Origin of the sequence: uncultured Thiohalocapsa sp., assembly GCF_913063425.1 — a bacterium.
Lineage (GTDB): Bacteria > Pseudomonadota > Gammaproteobacteria > Chromatiales > Chromatiaceae > Thiohalocapsa.
Map to the genome: position 1 here is coordinate 1 of NZ_CAJXYK010000011.1, position 13,402 is coordinate 13,402.

Here is a 13,402-nt window from a genome sequence, read left to right on the forward strand (position 1 = left end):
GAGCGTTTCTGGCTCGACCCCGACCGGGCGCTGGAAGACGACGCCTTCGCCGAGCAGCGCGCCGCAAGCGATTGGCGCGCCACCATCTGCGACCGCTACGGCAATTGGCTCAATGCCCGCATTGGCGGCGACCGGCTGTCCGTCGGCGCCCCGGAACACACCGAATGGCGCTCGGCCCTGGAACAGGAACTGCGCATGCTGCGCGAGGAGTTGGACCGCCATGCATGAGACCGCCGCCCTGCTGCTGTTGCCACGGATGCGCGTGCAGAACGCCAACGCCGTGTCCGGCCCCTTGAGCTGGGGCTTTCCTGCCCCGTCCGCGTTCACCGGCTTCGTGCACGCCCTGGAGCGCCGACTGCGGGCCCAACAACTCGACATCGAGTTCGGCGGTGTCGGCATCGTCTGCCATCGCTTCGAGCCCCAGGCGCACAAGCCCGGTGGGTTTTACTCGCCCAACACCTTCGCCCTGACGCGCAACCCCCTGTTCGCTGGATGGAAGGGGTTCGTCGACAAGCCCGCCGCGCTGGTGGAAGAGGGCCGCGCGCACATGGACATCAGCCTGCTGGTCGAGATCCTGACCGAGCCCGTCGAGCTGCCCCAGGACGCACTGGACCAGATCCTGGGCACGGTCGGCGGCATGCGGCTGGCCGGCGGCTCCATCCTGTCCGTGGGGCGCTCAAAACGCCACCAGCCCGAGCTGATCGAGTGGCCGGAGTCCACTGCCGAGGCAAGTGCCGAGTTCCGCCGCATCCGCCCCCGCCTGCTGCCGGGCTTCACCCTGGTGCAGCGCGACGACCGGCTGCTGGAACACCTCCAAGACCTGCAAGCCAAGGCGCCGGACAGCACCAGCCTCGACGCGCTGCTCGACCTCTGTCGCCTGAACATCGAGCCCAACGGCCCGGACCCGGACCACCCCGAAGACACCCTTTGGGAGGTCCGCCGCAGGCCCGGCTGGTTGGTTCCGCTGCCCGCGGGCTATGCCGCCCTGTCGCCGACCTATGCGCCTGGAGAGGTGCGCAATGCCCGCGATGCCGAGACGCCGTTTCGCTTCGTCGAGAGCGTCTACACCCTGGGCCAATGGCTCAGTCCGCACCGCGTCCAGTCGCTGGACGACATCCTCTGGCACCACAGGGCCGATCCCGCGGTCGGCCTCTATCGCTGTACCAATCGCTTCAGCACCCAGCAAACCCAAGCACAAGGAAACGCATAATGACTAAGAACGAGCTCAAGACCGCCTCCGTCCTCGCCTTCGAGCGCAAACTCGACCCTTCCGATGGTCTCTTCCATGCCGGGGACTGGGCACAGCGCGGTGACTCCAAATCCTGGGCATCGGTAGCACTGCGCAGCAAGTCCGTGCGCGGCACCATCTCCAACCGCCTCAAGGACTCGGAACAGAAGAACACCGCCAAGCTGGATGCGGACATCCAGCAGCCGAATCTGCAGACCGTCGATGTCGCCGCGTTGCCGCCCGACGCCGACACCCTGCGCCTGCGCTTCACATTGCGCGTGCTCGGCGGCGCCGGCACACCGTCCGCCTGCAACAACGCCCTGTATCAAGCCAAACTGCAGCAGACCGTCCAGCAGTATCGGGACAGCCTCGGCTTCGGCGAGCTCGCCCGCCGCTACGCCCACAACCTGGCTAACGGTCGCTTCCTGTGGCGCAACCGTTTGGGCGCGGAACAGGTGGAGGTGCAGGTGCGCCATCTGGTTCAAGGCAAGGAGGCCGCCGCCTGGACCTTCAATGCCCAGGACTTCTCGCTGCGTGACTTCGAGGCCCCGGAGCATGCCGGTGCGGACCTGAAGGCGCTCGCGGCGGTCATCGCAGAAGGGCTGTCCGGCACCGCCCACGTCCTGCTGGAGGTCACCGCCTACGCGCGGGTGGGGGCCGGCCAGGAGGTCTATCCGTCGCAGGAACTGATCCTGGACCAGGGCAACCGCAAGGGCGGGAAGAGCAAGACGCTCTACGCCGTCGGCGATGTCGCCGCCATGCACAGCCAGAAGATCGGCAACGCCCTGCGCACCATCGACACCTGGTACCCGGACCCGGACCATGCCCAGCTCGGCCCCATCGCCGCGGAGCCCTACGGCTCGGTCACCTCCCAGGGAAAGGCGTACCGCCAGCCCAAGGAAAAGATGGACTTCTACAACCTGCTCGATGGCTGGGTGCTCAAGGACAAGGCCCCGGCACCCGAGCAGCAGCATTACCTGATGGCCAATCTCATCCGCGGCGGCGTGTTCGGCGAGAAGGACTGACGGCAATGGACCACTACCTGGACATTCGGCTACTGCCGGACCCGGAGTTTCCGCCGAGCATGCTCATGAACGCCCTTTTCGCGAAGCTCCACCGCGCGCTGGTCGACCTTGACAGCACGGCCATCGGGGTCAGCTTCCCGGACCATGCCTTGGAGCCCCTGTCCCTTGGCGAACGGCTGCGGCTGCATGGAGAGACGAGGGCGCTGACGGAGCTTATGAGCCGCGACTGGCTGCGTGGCATGCGCGACCATGCCGAGCTCCACGGCCCCGCCGAGATCCCCGGCGGGGCGCCACACCGCGCGGTGCGGCGCGTGCAAGCCAAGAGCAGCCCCGAGCGACTGCGACGGCGCCTGATCAAGCGCAAGGGTATCGACCAGGTCGCCGCAAGCGAAGCCATCCCCGATCAGGCCGCGGAGCGTCTCCACCTGCCCTTCGTCACGCTCCAGAGCCGCAGCTCCGGCCAAACATTCCGACTCTTCATCGAGCACGGCCCACCGCAACCAGAGCCAACCCCCGGCCCCTTCGGCTACTACGGCCTGGGCCGAGGGGCAACCGTCCCCTGGTTCTGAACCAAATTTCCAGCCCTCGACACAGAGGGCTTGGAATCAGGCACTTACGACATCCCCCAGAACTTGGGGTAGACTGCGTCTGCGCGCACTCCGTTCTTTAACATCAAGGAATTAGAGCGTTTCGCGTCTAGTTCACTGCCGCATAGGCAGCTCAGAAAATCCGGGCCGTCGGCCGCTTCGGCGCCGAAGAGTTCACTGCCGCATAGGCAGCTCAGAAACACACCGCCCTCGCCGCCCTCACGGACCTCCTGTTCACTGCCGCATAGGCAGCTCAGAAATGGTCGTACTGCTCGACGGTCACATCGGGCTCGTTCACTGCCGCATAGGCAGCTCAGAAAACGCTGCAGCACCCCCTGGTGCACAATCAGGCGTTCACTGCCGCATAGGCAGCTCAGAAAATTGATCCCCTCTGGGCCTTCGAGAGCTACACGTTCACTGCCGCATAGGCAGCTCAGAAAACCAGCAGGCCGACCTGCTGCCGGCTGAGGCCGTTCACTGCCGCATAGGCAGCTCAGAAAGGCCACATCGTCCTCCAGCGCGACCATGCCGCGTTCACTGCCGCATAGGCAGCTCAGAAAAGGACGCCCACCCCGCCCCCGCCGACAGCCTGGTTCACTGCCGCATAGGCAGCTCAGAAATATCGCGACCACGCGACCTGACCCCGTGACCGGTTCACTGCCGCATAGGCAGCTCAGAAAACGACGCTGGAGGCATCCAGGAATCGCGCCGAGTTCACTGCCGCATAGGCAGCTCAGAAATGTGCCCCGACTGCGCGCAGCGGGAGCCCGACGTTCACTGCCGCATAGGCAGCTCAGAAAACGACGCGCCCGATCTGCGCGGCGTTGGCGGCGTTCACTGCCGCATAGGCAGCTCAGAAATCGAGTTTCAGCTCGCCGAAGGCCGCGCCGACGTTCACTGCCGCATAGGCAGCTCAGAAATCGTCGACGGTGACCTCGACCTCGCCGGCCAGGTTCACTGCCGCATAGGCAGCTCAGAAACGGCCGCGGCGCGCAGGCTCGCGGCGGTATCGGTTCACTGCCGCATAGGCAGCTCAGAAACTGGAGGGCGGCGGGGCGAGCGAGTATGTGCAGGTTCACTGCCGCATAGGCAGCTCAGAAATGCCGCCGAGCTGGGCCGACCCGCTGCACATCGTTCACTGCCGCATAGGCAGCTCAGAAAAGGTACACCTGGACGTCCTCGATGATGCACGGGTTCACTGCCGCATAGGCAGCTCAGAAAGCTGAGCCCAGCACCACCCGCGCCGCCAGCGCGTTCACTGCCGCATAGGCAGCTCAGAAACTGCAACTTCGTGAGCTGCTTGAACACTTCGCCGTTCACTGCCGCATAGGCAGCTCAGAAAAGTTGCAGGCAGAGCTGAGGAAGGCCGAGGAAGTTCACTGCCGCATAGGCAGCTCAGAAATCTTTCGAGGCGACGGCCAACCAAACCTTTGAGTTCACTGCCGCATAGGCAGCTCAGAAAAGGCGCGACTACCAGACGCCACTGCACACCGTGTTCACTGCCGCATAGGCAGCTCAGAAATCTACGACGGCGCCGGCGAGGCCACGCAGCAGGTTCACTGCCGCATAGGCAGCTCAGAAATGGCCGCGACCCCCGTGGGCGGCAGCCTGTCGGTTCACTGCCGCATAGGCAGCTCAGAAACTGCTGCGGCAGCAGCTCTGTGCGCCGCCAATGTTCACTGCCGCATAGGCAGCTCAGAAATTTGACGGCGAGCCGGCGGCGGGGCATCGGGTGTTCACTGCCGCATAGGCAGCTCAGAAATCGGGCGCGCCTTTGCTGCCCGGCGAGCTTGGGTTCACTGCCGCATAGGCAGCTCAGAAAAGGCTGCCGCCGGTGCCGCGGTGCGTGCTGTCGTTCACTGCCGCATAGGCAGCTCAGAAAACAGCACACTGCGCGAGCTCCTGTGCCGACAAGTTCACTGCCGCATAGGCAGCTCAGAAATTGAGGGCGGCGGCGGTGTCCTTGCTCTGCGCGTTCACTGCCGCATAGGCAGCTCAGAAACCGTCGCGCTGCTCGATCTCGCGCGGGGTAACGTTCACTGCCGCATAGGCAGCTCAGAAATTCGGGCTGCCGCCGGACGCGGTGCCATGCTCGTTCACTGCCGCATAGGCAGCTCAGAAATGCCGAGCTGGCATATTGCTGCTGCACTCGAAGTTCACTGCCGCATAGGCAGCTCAGAAATGATAGCGCGCGATGACCGGCCCACCGAAGGTGTTCACTGCCGCATAGGCAGCTCAGAAATCCTGCCGGGCGATGGACTGCTGCACGCGGTCGTTCACTGCCGCATAGGCAGCTCAGAAATCCGGGCTCTCGGTCTCGCCGCGCAAATGCACGTTCACTGCCGCATAGGCAGCTCAGAAAGTCTAGCGGGATTTTGTTACGCTGTGCGGTATGTTCACTGCCGCATAGGCAGCTCAGAAAACCCGCGCAGCAGCAGGCGCCCGTCCGGCCCCGTTCACTGCCGCATAGGCAGCTCAGAAATGGGCGCTGTACGGCACGCATATCGCCGGGCTGTTCACTGCCGCATAGGCAGCTCAGAAATGGTCGCCAGCGAGCCAGTGAGCCAGCCCCAGGTTCACTGCCGCATAGGCAGCTCAGAAAAGCATCAACCCCAGGACCCGTGCCCGAGGACCGTTCACTGCCGCATAGGCAGCTCAGAAAAACTACAACGCCGTCCTCGACCGCTTCGATACGTTCACTGCCGCATAGGCAACTCAGAAATCGCACTGCGGCTGCTGATCACGGCGCGCGATGTTCACTGCCGCATAGGCAGCTCAGAAATTTCGACGCGAGCGCGACCCCTGGGGCGAGCCGTTCACTGCCGCATAGGCAGCTCAGAAAGCGGCAAGCAGCGCGGCGAGGCTGGCGCCGATGTTCAGTGCCGCATAGGCAGCTCAGAAAACCATTTGCTCGCGTGGATAAGCAGCGGGCCGGTTCACTGCCGCATAGGCAGCTCAGAAATCGACGCCGCCGGGCAGATGCAGCGGATGGCCGTTCACTGCCGCATAGGCAGCTCAGAAATATGCGAGCAGCACCTGGGCGACACTCACTGAGTTCACTGCCGCATAGGCAGCTCAGAAAAGGTAGCCCGCGCCGCCGCCCGGCGCCGTCGCGTTCACTGCCGCATAGGCAGCTCAGAAATCCAGCGCCGGCGCAGCCAGCGCGCGAGCAGGGTTCACTGCCGCATAGGCAGCTCAGAAACTGCTGCTGCGCGCCAGCGGCGCGATCACTGGGTTCACTGCCGCATAGGCAGCTCAGAAATCAGCCCAGTCGAGCAGACCCTGCGCCGTAATGTTCACTGCCGCATAGGCAGCTCAGAAAGAGCGGCGGCCGGCCGGACAGATCCGCGTACGGTTCACTGCCGCATAGGCAGCTCAGAAATGGCTCTGCGCTGGCGCGCAGTGCCGGGGCGGGTTCACTGCCGCATAGGCAGCTCAGAAACTCGCGGCCGGCCCGGTCGAGATCACGAGCGGCGTTCACTGCCGCATAGGCAGCTCAGAAATTGCGCTGGTGGACCCGGACGCGTATGAGGTGGTTCACTGCCGCATAGGCAGCTCAGAAAAGCTCCACGGCCTGCCGGAATCCCAGCCACACGTTCACTGCCGCATAGGCAGCTCAGAAATGGTGATCCTGGAGCCCGAGGAGCCGGTGGTCGTTCACTGCCGCATAGGCAGCTCAGAAATCGGTGCCGCCGGTGTCGACCCACCCGGCCGTGTTCACTGCCGCATAGGCAGCTCAGAAAAAGCTCGGCTGGCGGCTGTTCCGCAACAACGTGTTCACTGCCGCATAGGCAGCTCAGAAAGTCCCGCCCCTCGGTGCCCAGAGTGTGGGCATGTTCACTGCCGCATAGGCAGCTCAGAAAATCACCTCGTCGGCGTCGATGCGCCGGAGCGCGTTCACTGCCGCATAGGCAGCTCAGAAATGCAGCGTGCGGTGGACGCTGGAGCGCCCGATGTTCACTGCCGCATAGGCAGCTCAGAAATCGCGCGCGTGCCCGGGGCCGCGGAGGCCGACGCTCACTGCCGCATAGGCAGCTCAGAAATCGCGCAGCAGCAGCGCGGCAGCGAACTGCCCGTTTACTGCCGCATAGGCAGCTCAGAAATGGTTGCGGTCGGCCAGCTCGCGCAGGGCGTCGTTCACTGCCGCATAGGCAGCTCAGAAACGCACAACCCCATGGCACGGCGACCGCAGCGCGTTCACTGCCGCATAGGCAGCTCAGAAAACCACCACGCGCGCGGGCGGCTCGCCGTAGACGTTCACTGCCGCATAGGCAGCTCAGAAATAAGCGCCCGGCTCGGCATCCCCCGCGCCCAGGTTCACTGCCGCATAGGCAGCTCAGAAAACCGACTACGCCACCGCCGCCCAGGGCGCCACGTTCACTGCCGCATAGGCAGCTCAGGAATCGGCGCTGTCCGGCACGACGATGCACTGGCCGTTCACTGCCGCATAGGCAGCTCAGAAAACCGGCTGACACTGCACCGTGACGGCGCTGCCGTTCACTGCCGCATAGGCAGCTCAGAAAGCTCCGGCTCGAAGGGCTCGGCTCGGAAATCCGTTCACTGCCGCATAGGCAGCTCAGAAACGCCGGATCAGGGACGACGGCGCAGGCGCCCTGTTCACTGCCGCATAGGCAGCTCAGAAAGAGTGGGCGCAGCTGGCCGCGGCCCACGCGGAGTTCACTGCCGCATAGGCAGCTCAGAAACCCCGCTCCACCCCCCAGCCACCGTGCTCACCGTTCACTGCCGCATAGGCAGCTCAGAAAACTCGCGCATCAGCGCCGCATAGCCGCCGTGCGTTCACTGCCGCATAGGCAGCTCAGAAACAACCTGCCCGCCGCCATCGTCGAGGCCGTGCGTTCACTGCCGCATAGGCAGCTCAGAAATCGGAGATGGCCAACGCCCTGGCGGAGTTGATGTTCACTGCCGCATAGGCAGCTCAGAAACAGCCGTCGCGGTCGTCGTAGCCCCTCGCGCCGTTCACTGCCGCATAGGCAGCTCAGAAATCGCCGAAGCCGCCCGCGGCTACGGCGCCGACGTTCACTGCCGCATAGGCAGCTCAGAAAAGCCAGCGGCGGGTGCGCAGGCGGTTGCGGCGGTTCACTGCCGCATAGGCAGCTCAGAAATGCCGAGCTGGCATATTGCTGCTGCACTCGAAGTTCACTGCCGCATAGGCAGCTCAGAAAACCAGGTCCACGATGCCGACCAGGTGGCCCAGGTTCACTGCCGCATAGGCAGCTCAGAAATTCCGCGAGACAACCGCAGGCTTTCGCCACCAGTTCACTGCCGCATAGGCAGCTCAGAAATGCGCCAGCCGCTTTGCGGCGCGCCCCGCGGCGTTCACTGCCGCATAGGCAGCTCAGAAAAGCACTACCGGGCCTATGCCGCACGCGACACAGTTCACTGCCGCATAGGCAGCTCAGAAAGAGCAGACCGCGCGGCCCGCATGCAAGCCGAAGTTCACTGCCGCATAGGCAGCTCAGAAATGCGCGAGCGCCAGGAGCGCGCCAACCGTGCCGTTCACTGCCGCATAGGCAGCTCAGAAATGGTCGTTGCCGCCCGGGTCGGACAGCGTGATGTTCACTGCCGCATAGGCAGCTCAGAAAGTCCGGGCCGCCCTCGATGCGCACAGGCGAGCGTTCACTGCCGCATAGGCAGCTCAGAAAACCGACGTCCGTGAGGCCATCGGCAGCGGGCTGTTCACTGCCGCATAGGCAGCTCAGAAATCGGCCATTGCCGCCGGGTAGTTCTCGGTAGCGTTCACTGCCGCATAGGCAGCTCAGAAATTTGAGGCCCGATAAATGCCGCTCTACGAAGCGTTCACTGCCGCATAGGCAGCTCAGAAAGTGCAATACAGGCCGTTACGCAGCGTGTCATCGTTCACTGCCGCATAGGCCGCTCAGAAACGCAGGCCACCGTGATCGCCTGCGCGTTCTTCGTTCACTGCCGCATAGGCAGCTCAGAAATATCGATTCGCACGGCGCCAAGCTCTTGCTCGGTTCACTGCCGCATAGGCAGCTCAGAAAAAGTGGAAGCCATCGAGATTGGCGACGACTGGGTTCACTGCCGCATAGGCAGCTCAGAAAAAGAGATGCCCGACGACACCCCCGAGCTGACCGTTCACTGCCGCATAGGCAGCTCAGAAATCCTGTCCTCGTCGCTCTCTCTCGTATCTGTAGTTCACTGCCGCATAGGCAGCTCAGAAACGCCGGCGACCGCGCGCGGCTTCACCGCCGGTGTTCACTGCCGCATAGGCAGCTCAGAAACACGACCCTGTCCGCATCCGCGGCACCCGTTACGTTCACTGCCGCATAGGCAGCTCAGAAATTTTGGTTGCCCCGGGAATCCACCCGGGGCGAGTTCACTGCCGCATAGGCAGCTCAGAAATGCCGGTCCAGGGCGGCCTCGTAGGCGTCCGCGTTCACTGCCGCATAGGCAGCTCAGAAATGCGCGAGATACGCCGCCATCCGTGCGACGCAGTTCACTGCCGCATAGGCAGCTCAGAAACACGAATCCCTGTGACCAGGTGAAGACCTCGCGTTCACTGCCGCATAGGCAGCTCAGAAAAGGCCACAGGCGGCTCGATGGGCTCGCCGCAGGTTCACTGCCGCATAGGCAGCTCAGAAAATGATCCTGTACTGCACCGAAAACCAAGGCTTGTTCACTGCCGCATAGGCAGCTCAGAAAATGTGCAATCGCACGACGAGGTCGCCGACGTATGTTCACTGCCGCATAGGCAGCTCAGAAATGAGGGCGCTCAGGGGGCCGCTGGCGGGGACGGTTCACTGCCGCATAGGCAGCTCAGAAACTCGCCCAGGCGTACAGCCTCGAGGGCTCGCGGTTCACTGCCGCATAGGCAGCTCAGAAAATGGTGAGCCGCGCTAGCTGGTATCGACACCTGTTCACTGCCGCATAGGCAGCTCAGAAATGATCGACTACGCCAGCGCGCACGCGCTGGACGTTCACTGCCGCATAGGCAGCTCAGAAAAGGGCTCCGGCATCGGCAGCGGCGGCTACGGCGTTCACTGCCGCATAGGCAGCTCAGAAATATGCCGTGGGCCAGATGGGCCGCTTCGCCGCGTTCACTGCCGCATAGGCAGCTCAGAAAAAATCCGCGCCGGAGTCCGGAATCAGCGTCGAGTTCACTGCCGCATAGGCAGCTCAGAAAAAGCTGCGCGCGGCGGTCGAGGCGATGGAGCCGTTCACTGCCGCATAGGCAGCTCAGAAAACGACGTACACCGACAGCGGCGACGGCGTGCTGTTCACTGCCGCATAGGCAGCTCAGAAAAGCGTCGTGGTCGCCGATGCCCCGGTCCACAGGTTCACTGCCGCATAGGCAGCTCAGAAAAGGCCGAGCAGGTCCACCGGTGTCGCGCTCTGGTTCACTGCCGCATAGGCAGCTCAGAAATCATCGAGCACGACAGTCGGGGTGTAGTCGCCGTTCACTGCCGCATAGGCAGCTCAGAAAACAGGTGGTAGTACGGCGGCTCGCCCAACGTCGTTCACTGCCGCATAGGCAGCTCAGAAAGTCACGGTGCGCTATCGCCCCGCCGGCGGGGAGTTCACTGCCGCATAGGCAGCTCAGAAAAACCAATGAGCCCGACCGCCAAACACCTGGACGTTCACTGCCGCATAGGCAGCTCAGAAACAACGTCGGCCCGTGCTGGCGGCTGATCTGCCGTTCACTGCCGCATAGGCAGCTCAGAAAATGCTTAGGCCGCCGGCGCTTGCCCCGCTGCCGTTCACTGCCGCATAGGCAGCTCAGAAATACACGCCAGAGTACATGCGCGCGTGTCTCGTGTTCACTGCCGGATAGGCAGCTCAGAAATTGAGGTTGCCCCAGGCCCGCACCTGCTTCCGGTTCACTGCCGCATAGGCAGCTCAGAAACTCACCCTGGTGCTGGGCTGGATCGGCGCCCTGTTCACTGCCGCATAGGCAGCTCAGTAATGCCGAGCGTAGGGCGTGCCGTCCTCGGGCGCGTTCACTGCCGCATAGGCAGCTCAGAAAATCCCGCCCACCGGCGCCACCCTCACCCTGGCGTTCACTGCCGCATAGGCAGCTCAGAAATCCATCAGGCGCTCGATTTCCTCCACCGCCCAGTTCACTGCCGCATAGGCAGCTCAGAAAGCGCGCCACTCCTGCTCCTCGGACATGTATCCGTTCACTGCCGCATAGGCAGGTCAGAAATGTTCGCCCTCGCCGGTGAGCCGCGCCAGATCGTTCACTGCCGCATAGGCAGCTCAGAAAATGTTCGTGCTGGACTACATTCGCACCAGTCCGTTCACTGCCGCATAGGCAGCGGAGAAATACGCACGCGAGCGGTCGCGACGGTACTTGGGACACGCGATGCCGAATCCCTGGCCCTGCAGGACCGTGTGGCCGGCGAGGGTGGCGGCCCCGATTCGCGCTTGAGGTTGGTCAGTATGATATCTACCGTAGTATTTCCAGCACACAGAGTGTGACAGTGGACACTGCAAAGATCTTCCAATCCGGGCGTCGCCAAGCCGTGCGCCTCCCCAAAGCGTATCGATTCGGGGGTAAGGAGGTCGCTCTCAAGCGCCTCGGCTCGGCGGTTCTACTGCCGCCGGTCGACAACCCTTGGCAACTGATGGAAGGGGGGCTTGGACGAGCTCAAGGAGGGATTCGTCCTGGAGCGCGCGCAGCCTGAGCAGGCCGCGCGAGAGGAGCTGGGCGAGTGCGGTATCTGCCCGACACCAACACCTGCATCGACATCGTCAACCGGAAGCCGCCGGCGGTCATCGACCTGGGTCGGGCCCCGCGGTTACGCCGATTGATCGGCGGTTCCCGTGCCGGCCGGGACGCGCTGACAACGCAAAACGGGGCCCGAAGGCCCCGCGTGCAAGCATGATCGCGCATCCCTGCGCGGTCGTCCGTGGGCAACAGCGTCAGGTACTGCCGCGTGCGCCCATGAACTCGGGGTAGGCCTCAAGGCCGCATTCGCCGACGTCCACGCCTTCGTACTCCTCTTCCTCGCTGACGCGGATGCCCATGATCAGCTTGATGAGCAGCCAGACGATGAAGGAGGTGATGAAGACCCAGGCGAGGATCGTGACGAGACCGATGGCCTGGGCACCGAAGCCGGCGTCGGCGTTGGTGATGGGCACGGCCATCAGGCCCCACATGCCGACCACGCCGTGCACCGAGATGGCGCCCACCGGGTCGTCGATGCGCAGCTTGTCCAGGGTGACGATGGCGAAGACCACAATGACGCCGCCGACGCCGCCGATGAGCGTCGCCGCCAGCGGGGTCGGAGTGAGCGGCTCGGCGGTGATGGCCACAAGGCCGGCGAGGGCGCCGTTCAGGGCCATGGTCAGGTCGGCCTTGCCGAACAGCAGGCGGGCGGTGATGAGCGCGAACACCAGACCGCCGGAGGCCGACATGTTGGTGTTGACGAAGATGCCGGCGACGGCGTTGGCGTCGCTGATGTTCGACACCACCAGCTGCGAGCCGCCGTTGAAGCCGAACCAGCCGAGCCAGAGGATGAAGGTACCGAGGGTCGCGAGCGGCAGGTTGGCACCGGGGATGGCGTTGATGCTGCCGTCCTTGCCGTACTTGCCTTTGCGCGCGCCGAGCAGGATGACGCCGGCCAGGGCCGCCGATGCACCCGCAAGATGCACCACGCCGGAGCCGGCGAAGTCCTGGAAGTTGAGGCCGTCCAGGAAGCCGCCGCCCCACTTCCAGTAGCCCTGGACCGGGTAGATGAAGCCGGTCATGACCACGGCGAAGAGCAGGAAGGCCCAGAGCTTCATGCGCTCGGCCACGGCGCCGGAGACGATGGACATGGCGGTGGCCACGAACACCACCTGGAAGAAGAAGTCCGAGAGACCGGCGTAGTAGATGTCACCGTCGCTCGCGAGGACAGCGTCCACGGCGTTATCGGCGCTGGCATCCATGAACATGAACGACCAGGAGATCTCCGGGATCACGCCGTTGCCGCCGGCGGGATACATGATCCCGTAGCCGATCAGCATGTACATGATGCAGGAGATGGCGAACAGGGCGACGTTTTTGGTGAGGATTTCGGCGGTGTTCTTGGCGCGGACCAGGCCGGCCTCGAGCATGGCAAACCCGGCGGCCATCCACATGACCAGGGCGCCGGACATCAGAAAGTAGAAGGTGTCGAGTGCGTATGCGAGTTGAATGCTTGGCTCTTCCATCGGATTCGGTGCCTCCGTCGGGTCGCTCAGAGCGCGTCCGGACCGGTCTCGCCGGTACGGATGCGGATGACTTGCTCGAGGTTCGAGACGAAGATCTTGCCGTCACCGATCTTGCCGGTCTGCGCGGCGCCGGTGATGGCCTCGATCACCTGGTCCACCAGGGAGTCGTCCACCGCGATCTCGATCTTGGACTTGGGCAGGAAATCGACAACGTACTCGGCGCCGCGGTACAGCTCGGTGTGGCCCTTTTGGCGGCCAAAGCCCTTGACATCGATGACGGTGATGCCGGAAACACCGATGTCGCCGAGCGCCTCGCGGACGTCGTCCAGCTTGAACGGCTTGATGATGGCTGAAATCAGCTTCATGGATTGCGCTCCTTGAACGGG

6 protein-coding genes and 1 CRISPR repeat array are annotated in these 13,402 nt (G+C 63.8%); of the genes, 4 read left to right on the forward strand and 2 right to left on the reverse strand.

The annotated features are described in order from the left end of the window. The 4 genes from QZ607_RS08025 to cas6f all read left to right on the forward strand — a co-directional run. Positions 1–228, forward strand: a 228-nt coding sequence (locus QZ607_RS08025) for a type I-F CRISPR-associated protein Csy1 (RefSeq protein ID WP_295881659.1), incomplete at its 5' end; no start/stop codon positions are given. Continuing rightward, on the forward strand, positions 221–1,210 hold the full coding sequence (gene csy2 / locus QZ607_RS08030) for a type I-F CRISPR-associated protein Csy2 (protein WP_295881662.1): 990 nt from the start codon (positions 221–223) through the stop codon (positions 1,208–1,210). The genes QZ607_RS08025 and csy2, both read left to right, overlap by 8 nt. After that, positions 1,210–2,253 carry a type I-F CRISPR-associated protein Csy3 gene (gene csy3 / locus QZ607_RS08035; RefSeq protein ID WP_295881664.1) on the forward strand — a complete coding sequence of 348 codons (1,044 nt, stop codon included), beginning with the start codon at positions 1,210–1,212 and terminating at the stop codon, positions 2,251–2,253. The genes csy2 and csy3 overlap by 1 nt, the downstream gene beginning before the upstream one ends. Before the next feature lie 5 nt (positions 2,254–2,258). Then, a complete protein-coding gene (cas6f, locus tag QZ607_RS08040) occupies positions 2,259–2,822 on the forward strand; it encodes a type I-F CRISPR-associated endoribonuclease Cas6/Csy4 (RefSeq protein WP_295881666.1) in 564 nt (187 codons plus the stop codon). 130 nt (positions 2,823–2,952) lie between these two features. Beyond that, a CRISPR array of direct repeats spans positions 2,953–11,145; the repeat unit is 28 nt; unit sequence GTTCACTGCCGCATAGGCAGCTCAGAAA. 599 nt (positions 11,146–11,744) lie between these two features. Here cas6f and QZ607_RS08045 read toward each other — a convergent pair. After that, positions 11,745–13,016: an ammonium transporter gene (locus QZ607_RS08045; protein WP_295881668.1), complete on the reverse strand. Its 1,272-nt coding sequence runs from the start codon at positions 13,014–13,016 to the stop codon at positions 11,745–11,747. A gap of 26 nt (positions 13,017–13,042) precedes the next feature. Then, positions 13,043–13,381, reverse strand: a complete 339-nt coding sequence (locus tag QZ607_RS08050; protein ID WP_295881671.1) for a P-II family nitrogen regulator — start codon at positions 13,379–13,381, stop codon at positions 13,043–13,045. Between the last annotated feature and the right edge of the window lie 21 nt (positions 13,382–13,402).

Bases quoted from the DNA above. Each gene is read 5' to 3' on its own strand.
- csy2 (WP_295881662.1), top strand. From the start codon at position 221: ATGCATGAGACCGCCGCCCTGCTGCTGTTGCCACGGATGCGCGTGCAG.
- csy3 (WP_295881664.1), top strand. From the start codon at position 1,210: ATGACTAAGAACGAGCTCAAGACCGCCTCCGTCCTCGCCTTCGAGCGC.
- cas6f (WP_295881666.1), top strand. From the start codon at position 2,259: ATGGACCACTACCTGGACATTCGGCTACTGCCGGACCCGGAGTTTCCG.
- QZ607_RS08045 (WP_295881668.1), bottom strand. From the start codon at position 13,016: ATGGAAGAGCCAAGCATTCAACTCGCATACGCACTCGACACCTTCTAC.
- QZ607_RS08050 (WP_295881671.1), bottom strand. From the start codon at position 13,381: ATGAAGCTGATTTCAGCCATCATCAAGCCGTTCAAGCTGGACGACGTC.